The 19,625-nt window shown below is 67.7% G+C and carries 18 protein-coding genes; 9 read left to right on the forward strand and 9 right to left on the reverse strand.

The window, feature by feature from the left end:
- Positions 1 to 77 precede the first annotated feature (77 nt).
- Positions 78 to 2,774 (reverse strand): DNA polymerase I, encoded by a 2,697-nt coding sequence (gene polA / locus N416_RS0106720; RefSeq protein WP_231384003.1) that lies wholly within the window; start codon positions 2,772 to 2,774, stop codon positions 78 to 80.
- A gap of 29 nt (positions 2,775 to 2,803) precedes the next feature.
- Positions 2,804 to 3,091 carry a putative quinol monooxygenase gene (locus N416_RS0106725; RefSeq protein ID WP_024441354.1) on the reverse strand — a complete coding sequence of 96 codons (288 nt, stop codon included), beginning with the start codon at positions 3,089 to 3,091 and terminating at the stop codon, positions 2,804 to 2,806.
- 114 nt (positions 3,092 to 3,205) lie between these two features.
- Between N416_RS0106725 and N416_RS0106730 the strand changes: the two genes are divergently transcribed.
- Genes N416_RS0106730 through N416_RS0106740 form a run of 3 tightly spaced genes read left to right on the forward strand, consistent with a single transcriptional unit; the run spans position 3,206 to position 5,085 of the window.
- Positions 3,206 to 3,655: a Zn-ribbon domain-containing OB-fold protein gene (locus tag N416_RS0106730; protein WP_024441355.1), complete on the forward strand. Its 450-nt coding sequence runs from the start codon at positions 3,206 to 3,208 to the stop codon at positions 3,653 to 3,655.
- On the forward strand, positions 3,648 to 4,844 hold the full coding sequence (locus N416_RS0106735) for a lipid-transfer protein (protein WP_024441356.1): 1,197 nt from the start codon (positions 3,648 to 3,650) through the stop codon (positions 4,842 to 4,844). The genes N416_RS0106730 and N416_RS0106735 overlap by 8 nt, the downstream gene beginning before the upstream one ends.
- 10 nt (positions 4,845 to 4,854) lie before the next feature.
- Positions 4,855 to 5,085 (forward strand): DUF167 domain-containing protein, encoded by a 231-nt coding sequence (locus N416_RS0106740; protein WP_024441357.1) that lies wholly within the window; start codon positions 4,855 to 4,857, stop codon positions 5,083 to 5,085.
- On the opposite strand, the gene N416_RS0106745 is transcribed toward N416_RS0106740, so the two are convergent.
- Positions 5,060 to 7,366, reverse strand: a complete 2,307-nt coding sequence (locus tag N416_RS0106745) for a PEP/pyruvate-binding domain-containing protein (RefSeq protein WP_024441358.1) — start codon at positions 7,364 to 7,366, stop codon at positions 5,060 to 5,062. The two genes, N416_RS0106740 and N416_RS0106745, sit on opposite strands and share 26 nt — an antisense overlap.
- Before the next feature lie 485 nt (positions 7,367 to 7,851).
- On the opposite strand from N416_RS0106745, the gene gjpA reads away from it, so the two are divergent.
- The 4 genes from gjpA to N416_RS0106765 all read left to right on the forward strand — a co-directional run bounded on the left by gjpA (position 7,852) and on the right by N416_RS0106765 (position 12,238).
- Positions 7,852 to 8,943, forward strand: a complete 1,092-nt coding sequence (gene gjpA, locus N416_RS0106750) for an outer membrane porin GjpA (RefSeq protein WP_024441359.1) — start codon at positions 7,852 to 7,854, stop codon at positions 8,941 to 8,943.
- 47 nt (positions 8,944 to 8,990) lie between these two features.
- The gene (locus tag N416_RS24225) at positions 8,991 to 11,489 is read left to right on the forward strand and encodes a PGRS repeat-containing protein (protein ID WP_024441360.1); all 2,499 of its coding nucleotides are present in this window, start codon (positions 8,991 to 8,993) and stop codon (positions 11,487 to 11,489) included.
- Positions 11,490 to 11,592: 103 nt separating this feature from the next.
- Positions 11,593 to 11,841, forward strand: a complete 249-nt coding sequence (locus tag N416_RS0106760; protein WP_024441361.1) for a type II toxin-antitoxin system Phd/YefM family antitoxin — start codon at positions 11,593 to 11,595, stop codon at positions 11,839 to 11,841.
- A 16-nt stretch (positions 11,842 to 11,857) separates the two neighbouring features.
- Entirely contained in the window at positions 11,858 to 12,238 is a 381-nt protein-coding gene (locus N416_RS0106765) for a type II toxin-antitoxin system VapC family toxin (RefSeq protein WP_231384004.1), read from the forward strand.
- Between the two features lie 70 nt (positions 12,239 to 12,308).
- Here the strand turns inward: N416_RS0106765 and N416_RS0106770 are convergent, their stop codons facing one another.
- From N416_RS0106770 to dop, 5 genes are all read right to left on the reverse strand, one after another.
- On the reverse strand, positions 12,309 to 12,974 hold the full coding sequence (locus N416_RS0106770) for a GntR family transcriptional regulator (RefSeq protein ID WP_024441363.1): 666 nt from the start codon (positions 12,972 to 12,974) through the stop codon (positions 12,309 to 12,311).
- 8 nt (positions 12,975 to 12,982) lie between these two features.
- Positions 12,983 to 13,729: a proteasome subunit alpha gene (gene prcA, locus N416_RS0106775; protein WP_024441364.1), complete on the reverse strand. Its 747-nt coding sequence runs from the start codon at positions 13,727 to 13,729 to the stop codon at positions 12,983 to 12,985.
- Entirely contained in the window at positions 13,726 to 14,613 is an 888-nt protein-coding gene (gene prcB / locus N416_RS0106780) for a proteasome subunit beta (protein ID WP_024441365.1), read from the reverse strand. Before prcB ends, prcA begins: the two co-directional genes overlap by 4 nt.
- Complete coding sequence (locus N416_RS0106785; RefSeq protein WP_024441366.1) at positions 14,610 to 14,804, reverse strand: ubiquitin-like protein Pup; 195 nt, start codon at positions 14,802 to 14,804, stop codon at positions 14,610 to 14,612. The genes prcB and N416_RS0106785 overlap by 4 nt, the downstream gene beginning before the upstream one ends.
- An 83-nt stretch (positions 14,805 to 14,887) precedes the next feature.
- The gene (gene dop / locus N416_RS0106790) at positions 14,888 to 16,396 is read right to left on the reverse strand and encodes a depupylase/deamidase Dop (RefSeq protein WP_024441367.1); all 1,509 of its coding nucleotides are present in this window, start codon (positions 16,394 to 16,396) and stop codon (positions 14,888 to 14,890) included.
- A gap of 80 nt (positions 16,397 to 16,476) precedes the next feature.
- On the opposite strand from dop, the gene N416_RS0106795 reads away from it, so the two are divergent.
- Positions 16,477 to 17,109: a hypothetical protein gene (locus N416_RS0106795; protein WP_036457452.1), complete on the forward strand. Its 633-nt coding sequence runs from the start codon at positions 16,477 to 16,479 to the stop codon at positions 17,107 to 17,109.
- A gap of 2 nt (positions 17,110 to 17,111) precedes the next feature.
- On the opposite strand, the gene arc is transcribed toward N416_RS0106795, so the two are convergent.
- Positions 17,112 to 18,935 carry a proteasome ATPase gene (arc, locus tag N416_RS0106800; RefSeq protein WP_024441369.1) on the reverse strand — a complete coding sequence of 608 codons (1,824 nt, stop codon included), beginning with the start codon at positions 18,933 to 18,935 and terminating at the stop codon, positions 17,112 to 17,114.
- 165 nt (positions 18,936 to 19,100) lie between these two features.
- Here arc and N416_RS0106805 point away from each other — a divergent pair, with 165 nt between their 5' ends.
- Entirely contained in the window at positions 19,101 to 19,583 is a 483-nt protein-coding gene (locus N416_RS0106805) for a hypothetical protein (protein WP_036457455.1), read from the forward strand.
- Positions 19,584 to 19,625: the final 42 nt, after the last annotated feature.

Consider the following 19,625-nt stretch of genomic DNA (forward strand, 5'->3'; position numbering starts at 1 on the left):
GCTAGGCGGCCGCGACAACCGTTCGAACATACGTTCGACTATAGCGTTGGGGGCTGACAACGGCCACCGCCGAAGGATCAGTGCGCGGCGGCGTCCCAGGATCGCCCGTAGCCGACCGCGACCTCCAGCGGGACGCTGAGCGGATAGGCGCTGCCCATCTTGTCGCGCACCAGTGCCTCCAGCGGCTCGCGTTCGCCGTCGGCCACTTCGAACAGCAATTCGTCGTGCACCTGCAGCAGCATCCGTGACTGCAGTCCCGAGGCCTTCAACGCCTGGTCGACGTTGATCATCGCGACCTTGATGATGTCGGCCGCACTGCCCTGGATCGGGGCGTTGAGCGCAGCCCGCTCGGCGGACTCGCGGACCTGACGGTTGCTGCTGTCCAACTCCGGCAGGTAACGCCGCCGGCCCAGCACCGTGGAGGTGTAGCCGTCCTTGCGGGCCTGCTCGACAACCTCGTGCAGGTACTCGCGGACCCGGCCGAACCGGTCGAAGTAGGCGTCCATCTGCTCTTTGGCCTCTTCGGTAGAGATCTTGAGCTGGGAGGCCAGCCCGTAGGCGCTCAGCCCGTAGGCCAGGCCGTACGACATCGCCTTGACGCGACGGCGCATATCCGGGGTGACCTCGTCGATGGGCACCGAGAACGCCCGCGACCCGACGAACGAGTGCAGGTCTTCGCCGGTGTTGAACGCCTCGATAAGACCCTCGTCGGCCGACAGGTGCGCCATGATGCGCATCTCGATCTGGCTGTAGTCGACCGTCATCAGCTCGGGGTAGCCCTGCCCGACCACGAAGCCGTCGCGGATCTGGCGGCCGGCGTCGGTGCGGATCGGGATGTTCTGCAGGTTGGGATCGGTGGACGACAAGCGGCCGGTCGCCGCGATGGTCTGATTCAGCGTGGTGTGGATCCGGCCATCGGAGGCAACCGATTTCAGCAATCCGTCGACGGTCACCTTCAGCCGGGTGACGTCGCGGTGGGCCAGCAGGTGCTCCAGGAACGGATGGCCGGTCTTATCGAACAGGGTCTGCAGCGCGTCAGCGTCGGTGGTGTAGCCGGTCTTGGTCTTCTTGGTCTTGGGCATGCCCAGTTCGTCGAAGAGCACCACCTGCAGCTGTTTGGGCGAACCGAGGTTGATCTGCTTGCCGATCACCGCATAGGCCGCCTCGGCGGCGTCGCGGATCTGGTCTCCGAACCGGCTCTGCAGCTGGCTCAGGTGATCGAGGTCCACACCGATCCCGGTGGTCTCCAGCTCGGCCAGCACCCGCTGCAGGGGCAGTTCGATGTCGGCGAGCAGACCCGAAGAGTCGATGCGAGCCAGTTCGAGATCCAGCGCGTCGGCCAGGTCGGTGACGGCCCGGGCCCGCAGGATCGCGGTCTGCACCGCCTGATCGTCGATGCCCTCGGTGTCGTCCAGCAGCGAAAGCTGTTGCTGCTCATCGGATTCAGCACGCAGCTCCCGGCGCAGGTAGCGCACCGACAGATCGTCGAGGCTGAAGCTGCGCTGCCCGGGACGCACCAGGTAGGCGGCCAGAGCGGTGTCGCAGGTGACGCCATCCAGGGTCCAGCCGCGCCCGGCCAGGTCGTGGATGGCCAGCTTGGCCTCGTGCAGCGCCTTGGGCTTGGCCGGATCGGCCAGCCAGGCGCCCAGCGCGGCGTCGTCCTCGGCAGTCAGCGCCGCGGTGTCGATGTAGCCGCCTTCGCCGTCCGCCGAGGCCAGGGCCAGCGCGGTGGCGTCGCTGTCGAAGCTGCGGTGGGTGCCGATCACGGCCAGCCCGGTGCGCCGGCCGTCGGCGGCGTGTGCCCCCAGCCACGAGGCGACGGTGCCCGGCGCCAGCGCGCCGCCGCGCACCTCGAAGCCCTCCTCGGCCTCGGGGACTGTGCCGCCGGCGGTGGACAGCGTGTCGAACAACCGGTCGCGCAGCACCCGGAACTCGAGGTCGTCGAAGAGCTGATGGATCTGCTCACGATCCCAGGGCACCAGCCGCAGGGTGTCCGGCGTCTGGGCCAGCGGCACGTTGCGCACCAGGTCGGTCAGTTCGCGATTGAGGATCACGGTGGACAGGTTGGCGCGCAACGCATCTCCGACCTTGCCCTTGACGGTGTCGACCTGGTCCACCAGCCCCTGCAGCGAACCGTATTCACTGATCCACTTCGACGCGGTCTTCTCCCCCACCCCGGGGATGCCCGGCAGGTTGTCGCTGGGGTCGCCGCGCAGCGCGGCGAAGTCCGGGTACTGCGCCGGGGTCAGGCCGTACTTCTCGACGACCGCGTCCGGGGTGAAGCGGGTCAGGTCGCTGACACCCTTGCGGGGGTAGAGCACGGTCACGTTCTCGTTCACCAATTGCAGGGCATCGCGGTCGCCGGTGACCACCAGCACCCGGTAACCCTCGGCGTCGGCCTGGGTGGCCAGCGTGGCGATCAGGTCATCGGCCTCGAAACCGGCCTCGGACAGCGTGGTGATGCCCAGCGCGTTGAGGACTTCCTTGGTGATGTCGATCTGGCCGCGGAACTCATCGGGGGTGCTCGAACGGGTGGCCTTGTACTCCGGGAAGCGTTCGGAGCGGAAGGTTTGGCGCGACACGTCGAACGCGGCGGCGACGTGGGTCGGGGCCTCGTCGCGCAGCAGGTTGATCAGCATTGCGGTGAACCCGTAGACGGCGTTGGTGGTCAGGCCGCTGCGGGTCTTGAAGTTCTCCGCGGGCAGGGCATAGAACGCGCGGTACGCCAGCGAGTTTCCGTCGAGGAGCAGCAGCGTCGGTTTGGTCTGACTCACGGGGACAACTCTATGCACTGCCGCGGACATCAGGTCAGCGGTCGCTCCTCAGTGACGTCGTACTCGGCGATCGCGGCCGACAGGATCGCGGCGGCCTGCTCATCGCTGGGCCCGCTGCCGCGAAACGCGTCCAACGCGGCCCGCGATTCCCAACGCTCGAAGATGTCGACCCGGCTCGGGTCGAGAAGGTCGGCGGTGATCGCAAAGCCCAGGCACCCCGATGCGCGGCGCGCCTGGCGCACGACGTCGCGGCACTGTTGCAGGTAGTCGTCCCGCTGACCGGGATCCACCGTCAGATGTCCTGCGACGATCACCACTGCCGAATCCCTCCGTTTCCGTGTCTGACCTCGCCACCATAGGTCGCAGCACCCGTCAGCCCGGTGACTGGAACACGTTTCAATTTCACCGCCGTCGTTCGGTACGCTGACCGGGTGCCAGATGTAGCCTCGCAGCCCGCGATCGACGGGTGGTACGCCACCGACGACGCCGGCCTCCCCCACCTGATCGGCGCGAAGTGTCCGCAGTGCGGCACCTATGTGTTCCCGCCGCGTGAGAACAACTGCCCCAACCCCGCCTGCGACGGCGACGTGCTGGAGCCGGTCGCGCTGTCACGGCGCGGCACGATCTGGAGCTACACCGAGAACCGGTACCTTCCGCCGGCCCCCTACCCACCGAGCGACCCGTTCGAGCCGTTCGCGATCGCCGCGGTGGAGCTGGCCGACGAGGGCCTGATCGTGCTGGGCAAGGTGGTCGAGGGCACCCTGGCCGCGGACCTGAAGGTCGGCATGGAGATGGAACTGACCACCATGCCGCTCTACACCGACGGCGACGGAGTGACGCGCACCGTCTACGCGTGGAAGAAGGTGGACTCCAATGCCTGAGCCGCTGTACATCCTGGGTGCGGGCATGCACCCGTGGGGCAAGTGGGGCCGCGACTTCACCGAGTACGGGGTGGTCGCCGCCCGTGCCGCGCTGGCCGACGCCGGCCTGAACGCGCAGCAGATCCAGTTCATCGCCGGGGCGGACACCATCCGCAACGGCTACCCGGGCTTCATCGCCGGTTCGACGTTCGCCCAGAAGCTGGGCTGGAACGGGGTTCCGGTGTCCTCGTCGTATGCCGCCTGCGCCTCCGGGTCGCAGGCGCTGCAGAGCGCCCGGGCCCAGATCTTGGCCGGCTTCTGCGATGTGGCGCTGGTGATCGGCGCCGACACCACCCCCAAGGGCGCGTTCGCCCCCGTCGGCGGTGAGCGCAAGAACGACCCCGACTGGCAGCGCTTCCACCTGATCGGCGCGATGAACCCGGTGTACTTCGCGCTGCTGGCGCGCCGCCGGATGGACCTCTACGGCGCCACCTCCGAAGACTTCGCCCAGGTCAAGGTGAAGAACTCCCGGCACGGGTTGAACAACCCGAACGCGCGCTACCGCAAGGAATCGGCGGTCGCCGACGTGCTGGCCAGCCCGGTGGTCTCCGACCCGCTGCGCCAGCTCGACATCTGCGCCACCTCCGACGGTGCGGCCGCGCTGATCGTGGCCAGCGCGGAATTCGCCAAGAAGCACCTAGGTTCGCTCGACGGCGTGCCGTCGGTGCGCGCGGTGTCCACCGTGACCCCCCGTTACCCGCAGCATCTGCCCGAATTGCCGGACATCGCAACCGATTCCACCGCCGTCGTGGCGGCCCCGGAACGGGTGTTCAAGGACCAGATCCTGGACGCCGCCTACGCCGAGGCCGGAATCGGCCCCGAGGACGTCAGCCTCGCCGAGGTCTATGACCTGTCCACCGCGCTGGAGATCGACTGGTACGAGCACCTGGGCCTGTGCGCCAAGGGTGAAGGCGAGCAGCTGCTGCGCAGCGGCGCCACCACCATCGGTGGCCGGGTGCCAGTGAACCCGTCCGGTGGGCTTGCCTGCTTCGGCGAGGCGATCCCGGCGCAGGCCATCGCCCAGGTGTGCGAGCTGACCTGGCAGCTGCGTGGTCAGGCCACCGGCCGTCAGGTTGAGGGCGCCACGGTGGGCGTCACCGCCAACCAGGGTCTGTTCGGGCACGGCTCGTCGGTGATCGTCGCCCGGTAGTTACTCCGCGATGGCAGAATCCGTCGTCGTCAAGGTCAAGCCGGGCAGCCGCAAAGGCCCCCTGGTCGAGACCGACGACGACGGGCAGCTGACCGTCTACGTGCGCGAGCCCGCGGTGGACGGCAAGGCGAACGCCGCCGTCATCCGGGTGCTGGCAGAGCATTTCGACGTTCCGCGCAGCCGGGTCGAGCTGGTGTCCGGTGCGGGCGCGCGCGTCAAGCGTTTCCGGATCGATCGGTAGGCGGCACGTCGAGAATTCGCACGGTCCCCTGCGAGCCGTCGATGTCCACCCACGCGCCGTCGGGGATGACGTGGGTGCCGTTGCCTGTCCCGATGACGCACGGTATGCCGAGTTCGCGCGCGATGATCGCGGCGTGCGACAACGTGCCGCCCACATCGATGGCCATCCCGGCCACTGCCATGAACCGCACCACCCACGACGGGTCGGTGGTTCGTGCGATCAGTACATCGCCAGCGCCGAGGTCGACGGACGCGCTGGGATCGGTCACCACCCGTGCCCGTCCCCGGGCACGGCCCGGGCTCGCAGCGGCACCGGTGATGAGTGACTGTCCCCCGACCGCGACCGGCGGGTTGCCCGGATCGCCGGCAAACGACAGCGGGGGTTCCTGTGTGGCGAATCGTGACCGAATCCGTTGGCGAGCGAGGATATCCGCCGAAAACAGCGCGACGTTCCCCCGGAGTTCGTCGAGTGTGCACCAGACCGCATCTGCGTCCATGAAGGACACCGCATGGCGGGCAACGTCAAGATCTTGTAGGAAGGCGGTCTTCCCGATCTCCCGACCGACCAGGGCTCGACGCGCCATCGCGATCAGGCCGGTGACGGCACCGCGCCGCGAGCGCGGCAGCAGTGCACGCAGCTCCGACTCTGCCTGACGGCGTTCATCGCGGCGGCGGTCCAACACGATACCGGGATCGCGCACCCCGCCGCCATCGGCCCACGCGCGTGCTGCCTGCAGCACCGGTTCCGGGTTCTGCCGCCACGACGCGGATGCGATCTCGCCCTCGTCGGGTCCGTGGAATCCGTGCTCGCGAAGGAACTGGTCGAGCGCGATCGCGCCGCCGGCAAGCAGACCAAGATCCCTGGCCAGCTGCGCTTCAGGAAGGTCACCATCGCCGGAGAGCAGGTCGATCGCCCGGTCGCCGGCCACGCGCTCGACTGCCTGGTACAGGCTCTGACACAGGTAAGTCTGCATGGTGTGAATGGTCAAGGTCTCCGCGAAGCGCGTGGCGGCCCCGACCAGCAGTGCCAGAGGATCCTCTGCGGGTCGCCATGCATCCCGCTGCCACGCTTGCCGTGAAGTCGCACTGACGGCTCGCAGGCGGCGGCTCAGCAGCGCAAGGGTGACCGGGGCGCGGAAGGCCATCCGGCATGCCGTCGCGGCGCGCGCATAGACCGGCGCCACGTCGGTCTCTACCACCTCGCCGAAAAGCTGCTGGCTGAAGGCGCCGGGGTCCACGCCAGGGATCCGAGCGACTTGACTCAACAGCAAGTCGACCGACAGCACCGGCCAGCCCCGCGCGAGGGTCATGAGCGGTCCCTGCCGACTCTCACGCTGTGACACGACACCGAGGCGCGTTTGCGTCTGTCGTTGCGCCTCGGTGAGCCCAACACTCCACATCGACCAGGAAAGCGGCGTCGGCACGCCAGGCACGGCTTCACCGATGTTGACTCGGGTCCAACGACTTTCGGGTGCTCGCGGCGGGTCATACAGCTCCATGCTTCTCGCCTGGGCCGCCACCACGTCGGCTCCCGTGACCGGGCGCGCCTGCAGAACCCAGATCTGACCCTGTTCATCGACGACCCACTCGATGTCCTGCGGGCTGCCGTACCACCGTTCGATCCGCACTGCACAGTCGGCAACGTCTCGAATCTGATTGTCGGACAACGGATAACTCTGCGCCGACATTCCGGTATCGACGACGTGCAAGCTGCTCTTGTCCACCACCGTGCGCGCGGGCGTCACCAAGCCATCGGTCACGTTCCCGCCATGTCCGTGCGCAAACTCGATGACCACCCGGTCCGTACGGCCGCTCAGTGGGTCCGCGGTGAAGGCAACGCCTCCACAGGCCGGATCGATCTGCTGCTGAACGACGACAGCCATTGCGACGTTGGACTCCAGCCCCCGCGCCTCACGGTATCGGCGGGCCCGCGAGGACGAGACCGACGTCCAGCAATGGTCTACGGCGGCAAGTAATTGCGCGCTTCCCCGGACGTTGAGAACCGTCTCGTAGATTCCCGCATGCGACGCACTGTCGCCGTCCTCGGACACAGCCGAAGATCGCACCGCTACGGCGACGTCATCGCCCATGGCTTGGTAGTTCGCGACGATCGCCTCGCGCACGGCACCCGAGGAGCCCACGCGTGCCGGGACACCGATGACGAATCCGTCGGGTACGGGCAGCCCGGCCGCCAGTAGTTCACCGAGGTTGGCGCCCTTGCCGCCACTGAACGCGATATCGGTTGCGCGGATGTCACGCAGTCGCTTGATGACCGCGCTCATGCACCCGGACAGGTGTTGCGGTCCACGAGCGCCATGAAACGCAAATCTATCTGCCGCGAGGCGGTCTTGGAAGATTTCGCGCCCCGCACGCCTGAGCCGGGAGTCCGAGTTCATAGAAACCCGTCTAAAGGCTGAGACAGGAGTACGGCACGGTCGAACCTTTCTTGGCGCGCAACGCTCGTGAGGGGCATCCTGCCGTTACTTACATTCATATTTTGGCGCGAGAAGCCTCGGCCGGACAAGAAGCGCTCCCGCCATGTGACGAAGCTCCCGACGAGCGCAACGAAAGCTGTAACACCTGCAGATTTACCGGTCTCTAGCCCAGGAGGCCAGGACCCCGAAGGTCATGCCGCAACCCCGTTACCAGCGATAACTTCGCGCCGGTGAAACCTGTTCTGATTTTTTGTATACAAATCATCCAACTCTCAGCTACTGTCGTCCCGTTCCATGTCGCGCTGTGCCCCAGATACCTGAAGGAGACCCCCTTGCACGCCACAGTTCGCCCCTACGCCACCGCAGGTGTGGCTCTGGTGGGGGCCAGTCTTGTCGCGGTGACACCGGCGGCCGCCCCCCTGCCCGCTCTGCTCAAGACCGAGTCCTCCTCGGTGCAACTGGCCAGCGCGTGGCAGGACATTTTCAATGCGACGTCGGCCAATCTGACTGCGATGCTGAACAACTACTACCTGGCCCCTGGGGTTGGGATGCAGCAATTCGTGGCCAACCAGCTGGACTACGCCGACCGGCTGCTCAACGACCCGGCCGGCTCCACGAATTGGGTAAACGAGCAGATTCAGCTGCACTTGAATGCGGTGATCTCCGGCTGGGCGCTGCAGAACGCCACCGACGAAACCCGGGCCACGGTGCTCAACCACACCATGGACAGCACCCACCAACTGATGTTCGGCCAGATCGCCGGCTACATCCCACCGGATGTGGACAAAGACTCGATCATGCCGATCATCGACTACCTGGGTTCCCCGGCCAGTGCACTGCTCATGGCGTCGATCGGGCCGATGATCAGCCCGTGGATCGCGTTGCTCAACGGCATCACCGATGGGGACAACCCGTTCGACATTCTGGTCAATATGGGCGGCGCGTTCTTCAACGGCGCCACCTTGAACCTGGATGCACTGCTGCCGATGATCAACGCCTCCGGCTACTTCCCGGCCGGCATGAACATGGACCATCTGGACTTTGCCTTCGCTGGGTTGCTGTCCACGGGTGCGGCCGCGGTGAGCTATCAGGTGCTGGGCCCCGGGGGCGAAGTCGCCGTCGAGGTACCGGCGATCGGTGGCTCGCTGTTCCAAAGTGTTGGTCTCGAATTCAGCGGGGTGCCGGTGCTGGGCACCCTGGACCTCAACAGTGCCGCCATCGGGCCGATCGCGGCCTGGCAGGCCTGGGGGCAGACCGTTGGCGCCCTGCTGGGGTCGGGCTGGGACGGCAAGGGCCCGGTGGTGGTCACTCCGCCGCTTGCCGGCGCTGAACTGCCGCTGCTGCCCACCGACACTCTCGATGACGGCGGCTCCAGTGCGGCCACCGACGCATTCGGCTGGCTCGGCGACCTGCTCGGACTCTGATCTCCGAAAACCTTTACCCCCATTCTTTTAGAGAGGTATCCCTGCACATGAGTCACCACATCAATGCACGCCGCGCCTCCCGGGCGCTCGGCGCCGCCAGTGCGGTCGGCGCGTTCCTGGCATTCGGTATGACCCCGCTGACCGTGGCACCCCCGGCACAGGCCGACGAATTCGATTGGATCACCGATCTTTTCGACACCTCGGCATGGCTGGCAGCCGGACCCGCCGAGGTGGGCGCCTTCGACTGGACCAGCATGATCGATCAGTGGTTCTACGACCCGATTCATGACGGTCTGCAGGCCTGGATCACCAGCGACTTCGGTGAGCTGGTCAACGGCTGGATCAACACCGCCGCCGGGCAATACCTGATCGGCAACGGCATCGACGGCACCGAAGCCAACCCCGACGGCGGCAACGGCGGCCTGTGGTTCGGCGACGGCGGAGACGGCTGGGACAGCACCGAGGCCGGTGTGGCCGGTGGCAACGGCGGCAACGCGGCCGGCTGGCTCGGCGACGGCGGGACCGGTGGTGATGGCGGTGCCGGCGCCAACGGTGGTGACGGCGGAGCCGGCGGCAACTGGATGGGCAACGGCGGAAACGGCGGGGCTGGCGGAGCAGCACTGGATGCCGACAGCATCGGTGGCAACGGCGGACTCGGCGGCAACGCCTCAGCCTGGTTCTTCGGCAATGGCGGTAACGGCGGCATGGGCGGCGCAGGCGTTGACGGTGTGGCAGGCACCTGGACCAACGGTGGTGACGGAAATGGTGGCGCAGGCGGACTCGGCGGCAGCGGTGGCAACGGCGGGCGCAGCAGCTTCATGTTCGGCAACGGTGGCAACGGCGGTAACGGCGGGGCCAACGGCAACGGTGGAAACGGAGCCACCGGCACCGCGGAACACGTCAACGGCGGCAACGGCGGGAACGCGGGAGTCAATTGGAGCGTCGGCCACGGTGGGACTGCCGGTGAACGAGGCTCGACCATCTTCACCAGCCCGATGTACGGCCAGGTCGGTCAACTCGGCCACTCCTCCAATGGCGGCAATGGCGGCAACGGCGGCGACGCCTACCAAGACGGCAGCGGCGACTACCTGGGTAATGGCGGCAACGGCGGCAACGGCGGCTACGGCGGGGGTTACACGGGCCCGACCGGCATCGGCGCGGACGGCGGCAACGGCGGCAATGGCGGCGCCGGGATCAACGGCGGCAACGGCGGCAACGGCAACACCGCCAGCAACAGCCTCCCCGGGAACCCCGAACTCGGCGGCAGAGGCGGCGATGGCGGCAACGGTGGTTTCGCCAGCGCCGGCACCGGCGGAAACGGCGGCAACGGCGGCTCGGGCCGCGGTAGCGGCGGTGGCGACGGCGGCAGCGGCGGCAACGGCGCCACCGACGACCCCACGGTCAAAACTATCGGCGGTAAGGGCGGCAACGGCTCTAACGCCTTTGGGGCCGGCCCAGGAGGTACCGGCGGCAACGGCGGCACCGGTACCTATGCCGGAGGCAACGGAGGCAACGGCGGCAGCGGCGGCAGCGGCGGCGGCTACGAAGGCGCCAAGGGCGGTGCCGGCGGTACAAGCACTGGCTGGCAGCACGACGGCGTCACCTACAGCATCGGCGGCAACGGAGGTAACGGCGGCGCCGGTGGTGCCGGCACCGCCACCACCGACGGCGGGACAGGCGGTGCCGGAGGTGCCGGAGGCAACGGTGCCACCGGCCCCGGTGTGATTAGCATCGGCGGCAAAGGCGGCAACGGAGGCAACGGAGGGAGTATGACCGCCGGACTTGCCGCGGGCGACGGTGGTGCAGGCGGGGCCGGAGGCTCTGGCACCGCTTCCGGCGGTAACGGCGGCAACGGAGGCAACGGAGGCACCGCGTCTATCCCCGTGACCGGCGGCGCGGGCGGCACCGCCGGCAACGGTGGAGCAGGCGGTGTCGGCGGCGCCAGCGGCGGCATCGAGACCCCCGCCAACGACCTGGGCATCGGACCCAGCCATGCCGGCAACGGCGGAAACGGCGGCAACGGCGGCAGCGGCACCATCGGTACCGGCGGCGACGGCGGAGCCGGTGGTACCGGTGGTAGTGCTCAAGGCGCCGTCGATGGCGGCAACGGCGGCAACGGCGGGACCGGCGGCACTGGGTTCGTAGGAGGACCCGCAACCAACCCCGCGCACGGCCCCGGCGGCAACGGCGGCAACGGTGGCGACGCCGGCAACGGCGGCAAGGGCGGTTCCGGGGGTAGCGCGGTCTCCGGCGACGGGGGCAACGGTGGTACCGGCGGTGCAGGAGGCACCGGCGGCGCCGGGAGGGCTGGCGGCAACGGCGGCACCGACTCCGACGGCAACACCTTGCCCGGCGGCAACGGCGGCAATGGCGGCAACGGCGGCGATGGCGCGGCCGGAGGCGCGGGCGGCACCAGCACCGGCGGTAGCAATGGCACCGTCGGAGCAGGCGGTGCGGCCGGTGCCGGTGGCGCCGCCGGCAACGGCGGCAACGGAACCCCCGCTGGACAACCCGGCACCGCCGGCAACGACGGGCAGCCCGGCTGATACATCAGCGAGATCGGTCACGGCCGTCGGGCCCAGAGGGCTCGGCGGCCGTGACCTCCGGGGAGCGTAGCGGGGTGTAGCATCTCTCGCTACGATTGCAGTCATGACAAGGACCATCGCTCAGCGGGAGCTGCGCAATGACAATGCGAAGGTGATCGATGCGGTAGTGGCCGGCGAGACGTTCGTGGTGACACGCAACGGCGAGCCGGTGGCCGAACTGCGCCCGGTGCGTGCCGTTCGCCGCACCTTCATCCCTCGTAGCGAAGTCGCCGCACTGGCCGCCACAGCCGTCCGCATTGATCATCGTCAGTTCCGCGCCGAACTCGACCGGTTGATCGACCAGGGCCTGTGAAGTGACGGCCGGCCTGGTGGATACGTCCGTCGTCATCGACTGGCACGACCCGGCGGTCGTCGCCGCCCTGCCCGACGAGGTGGCGATCTCGGCTATCACCGCGGCCGAGTTGGCCGCCGGCCCCCTGTTGGCCGCGACGCCCATCGAGGCGGCCAAGCGTCAGGCCCGATTGCAGGAGGTGGAATCGCGACTGGAGCCGATCCCGTTCGACGAAGCCGCCGTACGCAGTTACGGACTCGTCGTGGCCGCGGTGGTACGCCAAGGACGACAGCCCCGGAGCAGGTTTGCCGACCTGTTGATCGCGGCGACGGCGCACGCCAATCGTCTGGATCTCTACAGTCGAAACCCTCAGGACTTTCCCGGCCTGGAAACCCTGATCCGCGTCGTCGCAGTGTGAGCACTAACGTTGCCGACTCCGCCTTTCGATCTCACCCGACAGGACATCGGGTAAAGGCGAACGTCACGCGTCAGCCGGCCGACGCGTCGTCCAGCACACCTCGAGAGGTCAACTCCGCGATCACCACCTTCGCCCGCAAGTCCGCGCGCTCCATATTCGCGGCTCGCGCGGCCTCGGGATCCTGTGCGCGGATTGCCGCGGTCTCGGCTTCGTAGGTGTGCACGAACTCCTCGTTGCCCCGGGGATAGCTGCCCCAGAATCCGCGTGGCGCGAACACGCGTGCCGCGACGATCGCCGCCTGCAGCCGGGGACCCGCGTACTCCTCGACGATGATGCGCCGGTAGGCGTAAGCCGCCTCTTGAAACGCCGTGGGTTCCTTACTGGCTCGCAACGTCCGCAACGCCGCATCGAGTTCGGCGAGCACCCGCGGCGTCGGATTCGTCGCCGCACGCGCTGACGCGATCCCATTGAGCACACCGTGCAACTCATGCTGTTCGAGAACGGCCGCCTCATCGAACCGCTCAACAAAGACGCCGCGGTGATAACGGCTGGCCAACAGTCCGTCATGCTCGAGTTGGTCGATGCCCTGCTGCACCGGAAGCCGGCTGACCCCCAATGCGGCCGCGATCGCGTCACGGTTGATGCGGTCGCCCGTGCGCAGCTCCCCCGCCAGCACCAGGTCGACAATGTGATTGACGACCAGGTCCTTCTCTTTGACCCCGTATTTCTTGGGCATAGGCGGGCCTAGCCAGAAGCCTCGTCTGACGCCTCCCCCGACGAGCCAGCTTGCGGCAGTAATGATTCCAGCGCGGCACGGTTAATCCGCCGAAACGCACGCTTGGGCCGGTTGGCGTCCAAAATGGCCACTTCCAGGGTGCCCGGCCCCAGCTCGCGCGGCTCGCCACCGTTGCCGGTGTCGGTCTGTTTGAGCGCGTTGACCGCGATGTGCAGCGCGTCGGCCAACTCGGCGTTCTCGGCGTAGGACTCCTTGAGCGCGTTGGTGACCGGCTCGGTGGTGCCACCCATCACCACGAAGTGCGGCTCATCGGTGATCGACCCGTCATAGGTGACCCGGTACAGCTCAGGCGCTTTCGTCTGGCCCTGGTAGGCGACGCCGGCCACACACAACTCCACCTCATAAGGCTTGGCCTGCTCGGTGAAGATGGTGCCCAGGGTCTGGGCGTAGACATTGGCCAGCTGGCGGGCGGTGACGTCACGCCGGTCATAGGCGTAGCCGCGAGTATCGGCGAACTGAATGCCGCCGCGGCGCAGGTTCTCGAACTCGTTGATCCGGCCCGCCGCCGCGAAACCCACCCGGTCATAGAGTTCGCTGATCTTCTGCAATGAGCGAGAAGGGTTCTCGGCGACGAACAACACGCCGTCGGCGTAGGCCAGCGCCACCACGCTGCGACCGCGGGCGATGCCCTTGCGCGCGAGCTCGCCGCGCTCGCGCATCGCCTGCTCGGGCGAGATGAAGTACGGGAAGCTCATTTCTTACCCCGCTTGGTCGCTGGCCCCGAATCCCCGCCACGCGTCCGGCTCTCGACGACCACACGGGCCAGCTCGGCGATCCGCTCCTCGGCGATGTCGACGGCGCCGTCGGCATCGATGGTGACCGCGGTCGGATAGATACCCCGCACCAGATCCGGCCCGCCGGTGGCGGAGTCGTCATCGGCGGCGTCGTAGAGCGCCTCGATGGCCACCCGCAGCGCGGTGTCAGCGTCGCTGATCTGGTTGTAGAGCTTCTTGATCGACGACTTGGCGAACAGCGAACCCGAGCCCACCGCCTGGTAGCCCTCGCTCTCCACGTTCCAGCCGCCGGCGGCGTCGAAGGACACGATGCGCCCCGCGGTCTGCGGGTCCTCAGCATCGATGTCGTAACCGGCCAGCAGCGGCAACGCCACCAAGCCCTGCATCGCGGCTCCCAGGTTGCCGCGCACCATGGTCGACAACCGGTTGACCTTGCCGGCGAACGTCAGCGGGACACCTTCGAGCTTCTCGTAGTGTTCCAGTTCCACCGCGTAGAGCCGGGCGAACTCGACCGCGATGGCCGCGGTGCCGGCGATGCCGGTCGCGGTGTACTCGTCGGTGACGTACACCTTCTGCACGTCGCGGCCCGCGATCATATTGCCCTGCGTAGAACGGCGGTCACCGGCGATGAGGACCCCGCCGGGGTACTTCAGCGCGACGATGGTGGTGCCGTGCGGCAGTTGCTCACCCACCCCACCGGTGTATGCGGCACCCGCGCCGGTCGGCAACAGCTCCGGAGCCTGCAGCCGCAGGAACTCCGAAAACGACGACAGACCTACGCCGGTGAGCGCGATTCCTGGGGTTGCTGAGTTGAGGGGCAGACGATCACGCGACAACCAGGTCACTGGCCGCCCTTTTGGACGTACGCGCGCACGAAGTCCTCGGCGTTCTCTTCCAGCACGTCGTCGATCTCGTCGAGCAGGTCATCGGTGTCCTCGGTGAGCTTCTCTCGGCGTTCCTGGCCCGCCGCAGTGCTGCCGGTGAGATCGTCGTCGTCTCCGCCGCCCCCGCCGCGCTTGGTCTGCTCCTGAGCCATTGCTGCCTCCTGAATCTCATCGGCCGCGCATTACCGCGGCCGGTTTCTCCACCCTACCGGTCGGCGCCGATGTTGCTCGGGGTCTAGGTGGTGAGTTGTTGCACCAGTTCGGCGGCACTGTCCACCGAATCCAGCAAAGCTCCGACGTGCGCCTTGCTGCCACGCAGCGGCTCCAGGGTGGGGATTCGCACCAGCGAGTCCCCACCCAGGTCGAAGATGACCGAGTCCCAGCTCGCGGCGGCGATGTCGGCCCCGAAGCGGCGCAGGCACTCACCGCGGAAGTAGGCCCGGGTGTCGGTCGGCGGGTTGTCCACCGCGGCCAGCACCTGCTGTTCGGTGATCAGGCGGCGCATCGAGCCACGGGCGACCAGCCGGTTGTACAGGCCCTTGTCCAGCCGCACGTCGGAGTACTGCAGGTCGATCAGGTGCAGGCGGGGCGCCGACCAGCTCAGGTTCTCCCGCTGCCGGAAGCCCTCCAGCAGCCGCAGCTTGGCCGGCCAGTCCAGCACGTCGGCGCACTCCATCGGGTCACGCTCAAGCTGGTCGAGCACCCGGGCCCAGGTCTCGATGATGTCGGTGGCGCGCGGATCGGGATCACGGCTCTCCACCAGCTTGGTGACCCGGTCGAGGTAGATCCGTTGCAGCGCAAGGCCGGTCATCTCGCGGCCGTCGGCCAGTGCGACGGTGGCCCGCAGCGTCGGGTCGCGGCTGATGACGTGCACCGCGCGCACCGGTCGGGCCAGCACCAGATCGCTCAGGTCGATCCCGTGCTCGGGGCCCTCCTCGATCAGATCCAAGACCAGCGCGGTGGTGCCCACCTTCAGATACGTCGACGTCTCGGCGAGGTTGGCGTCGCCGATGATCACGTGCAGCCGGCGGTACTTGTCGGCGTCGGCGTGCGGCTCGTCGCGGGTGTTGATGATGCCGCGCTTGAGGGTGGTCTCCAGGCCGACTTCGACCTCGATGTAGTCGGCGCGCTGGGAGAGCTGAAAGCCCGGTTCATCGCCCGCGGCACCCAACCCGACGCGCCCGGACCCGGTGACCACCTGCCGGGACACCAGAAACGGGGTCAGACCGGCAATGATCGCCGAGAACGGCGTCTGCCGGCTCATCAGGTAGTTCTCGTGGGTGCCGTAGGAGGCGCCCTTGTTGTCGATGTTGTTCTTGTACAGCTGCAGCTTGGCCGCGCCCGGGACGCTGGCCACATAGCGCGCCGCGGCCTCCATCACCCGCTCGCCGGCCTTGTCCCAGATGACCGCGTCCAGCGGGTCGGTGACCTCGGGCGCGGAGTACTCCGGGTGGGCGTGGTCGACGTAGAGCCGTGCCCCGTTGGTGAGAATCATGTTCGCCGCGCCGACCTCGTCGGCGTCGATGATCGGCGGCGGGCCGCTTGAGCGGCTCAGGTCGAAGCCGCGGGCGTCGCGCAGCGGCGACTCCACCTCGTAGTCCCAGCGGGTGCGCTTGGCGCGCGGGATTCCCGCGGCGGCGGCGTAGGCCAGCACGGCCTGGGTGGAGGTGAGGATCGGGTTCGCGGTGGGATCGGACGGCGAAGCGATGCCGTATTCGACTTCGGTTCCGATGATCCGCTGCATGACGTTCAGCCTAGAGGGGACGAGGAATCACACCGCCAGAGGCGTTGACGTCGCCGAGGTCAGTGGCTAATTTCACCGAAATGTCCACCGAGCAAGCCCGCCGGCACACCACCGACGTATCCGGGAAACGCTACGGCGAAGTGCTGCTGGTCGAGATCGGCGACTCGGGTCCGCAGGCGGTCGTCTACAACACCTTCGGCCTCAACGACTGCCCCGCGCAGCTGTGGTCCGCCCTCGACGCGCAGGCCATCGCCACCGAGAACGGCGCGGCCGCCGCCCTACTCAACGGCCCGCGCTACTGGCTGATGAACACCATCGAAAAGGCGCCGCAGGGCCCACGCGAGACCAAGACCTTCGGCGGCCTCGAGATGATCAAGCAGGCCCAAGTCGCGCTGTCCTCGATGAACCCCGGCCCCTACACCGTCAACGAGGTGAGCCGCCACGCCGTCTTCGTCTTCGATGCCGGCGAGCAGATCTACGAGCTGATCGACCCCGACGGCCGACGGTGGGTCATGCAGACCTGGAGCCAGGTCGTCGATGCGAACCTGTCCCGGGCCGACCTCGCCGGGCTCGCCGACCGGCTCACGCTGCCACCGGGTTGGACCTACCAGGCGCGCGTGCTGACCAGCCCCCTGCGGGTGGACACCACCGTCGAGATGGCCCGCGTGCTGCAGGACGACCTGACCAACAGCTACTCGCTGTACAGCAGCTAGCGCTACAGGTACTGGCCCAGGTTGGACTCGGTGTCGATGGCACGACTGGCGCTGGAGCTCTTGCCGGTGACCAGGGTGCGGATGTAGACGATCCGCTCGCCCTTCTTGCCCGAGATCCGCGCCCAGTCATCGGGGTTGGTGGTGTTGGGCAGGTCCTCGTTCTCGGCGAACTCATCGACGATCGAATCCAGCAGGTGCTGGATGCGCAGACCGGGCTGACCGGTCTCCAGCACCGACTTGATGGCGTTCTTCTTCGCCCGGTCGACCACGTTCTGGATCATCGCCCCGGAGTTGAAGTCCTTGAAGTACATGACTTCCTTGTCACCGTTGGCGTAGGTGACCTCCAGGAACCGGTTGTCGTCGATCTCGGCGTACATCCGGTCGACGACCTTCTCGATCATCGCCTTGATGCAGGCCGCGCGGTCCCCGCCGAACTCGGCGAGGTCGTCGGCGTGCACCGGCAGGGTCTCGACCAGGTACTTCGAGAAGATGTCTTGTGCGGCTTCGGCATCGGGGCGCTCGATCTTGATCTTGACGTCCAGGCGGCCGGGCCGCAGGATCGCCGGGTCGATCATGTCCTCGCGGTTGGAGGCGCCGATCACGATGACGTTCTCCAGCCCCTCCACGCCGTCGATCTCGCTCAGCAGCTGCGGCACGACGGTGGTTTCCACGTCCGAGGAGACACCGGTGCCGCGGGTGCGGAAGATCGAGTCCATCTCGTCGAAGAACACGATCACCGGGGTGCCTTCGGAGGCCTTCTCGCGCGCCCGCTGGAAGATCAGCCGGATGTGGCGTTCGGTCTCGCCGACGAACTTGTTCAGCAGCTCGGGGCCCTTGATGTTGAGGAAGTACGACTTGGCCTCGTGGGCGTCGTCGCCGCGGACCTCGGCCATCTTCTTGGCCAGCGAGTTGGCGACCGCCTTGGCGATCAGCGTCTTACCGCAGCCGGGCGGGCCGTAAAGCAGCACGCCTTTGGGCGGACGCAACGCGTACTCGCGGTAGAGGTCCTTGTGCAGGAAGGGCAGTTCGACGGCGTCGCGGATCTGCTCGATCTGGCGTGTCAGGCCGCCGATGTCGCCGTAGCTGACGTCGGGCACCTCCTCGAGCACCAGGTCTTCGACCTCGGCCTTGGGGATGCGCTCGAAGGCGTAGCCGGCCTTGGTGTCGACCAGCAGCGAGTCGCCGGGGCGCAGCTTGCGGGGACGGCGGTCATCCGAGAGCGCGTCCGGGTGACTGTCGGGAAGGTCCGCGGCGACCAGCGGCTCGGCCAGCCAGACGATGCGCTCCTCGTCGGCGTGGCCCACAACCAGCGCGCGGTGCCCGTCGGACAGGATTTCGCGCAACGTGGATATTTCGCCGACCGACTCGAAATTGCCGGCCTCGACGACCGTCAGCGCCTCGTTGAGGCGGACCGTCTGGCCCTTCCTGAGGGTTGCTACGTCGATGTTGGGCGAGATGTTCAGCCGCATCCGACGGCCCGAGGTGAACACGTCGACGGTGTCGTCTTCGTGACTGTCCAACAGGACGCCGTAACCGCTCGGCGGCTGACCGAGTCGATCGACCTCCTCACGCAACGCCAACAGCTGCTGACGCGCCTCTTTGAGGGTGTCCATCAGCTTGGAGTTTCGCGCGGTCAGCGAGTCAATGTGCGCTTCGAGCTGGCGCACGTCGCGGCCCACGCGCGCGGTGTCCTGCGGGGTGTTCTCGAGCTGTGCGCGCAGCACCGCGGCTTCGCGGCGCAGTTCTTCCAACTCGGCGAAGTCATCACCGGGCGTGCCCGGCCCCCCGGACGCGTCGAATGTCTCAGGACGCGGCGAATCTTCCATGTTGCTCATGGTGCGCTCCTTTCCCGAACTGGAAGTTGAAGCGGCGGATACCTCAACGCTACCGGCCATTGTGCATTCGCGTGCTCTGTGGCAATCCGACACACCGGCTCCGCTGCTAGCCTCGCTCTCAAATCGGGTGATCAAAACGGCCCAGAAAGGATCCGAATGAACGTGAAATCCCTCGCCACGGGGATGGCGGCGATTGCGGCCGCCGCAGCTGTGAGCTACCTGGCAACACCGGCGCCTGCTGCCGCCGAGGCGCCGACGACGGTGTTCTTCGCCCCGCTGCCGCTGGACCCGGCCGCCGCCGTACCGGCCCCGGAGCAGCTGGCCAGCGTGCTCAACACGCTGGCCGACCCCGGTGTTCCCGCCGCCGGCAAGTCCGACCTCGTGGAGGGCGGCCTGGGCCCGGTCGAGACCGGTGCCATCGACCACCGGCTGCAGAAGGCGCTCAAGAAGGGTGCCCTTCCGCTGTCGATCAGCGTGGCCAACGTGGTACCGGCCGGCCCCGGATCGGCCAGCGCCGACGTCACCGCGTCCAGCCCCAAGCTGGAGCCGCACACGGTGAATCTCACATTCGTCGACCAGGGTGGCTGGAAGCTCTCCCGGGCCTCGCTGATGTCGCTGTCGCAGCTGACGTCGAACTGATCGCAGATCTGATGTACCGGCATCGCAGCACCGTTGCCGCCG

It is taken from the genome of Mycobacterium sp. UM_WGJ, assembly GCF_000455125.1.
Lineage (GTDB): Bacteria > Actinomycetota > Actinomycetes > Mycobacteriales > Mycobacteriaceae > Mycobacterium.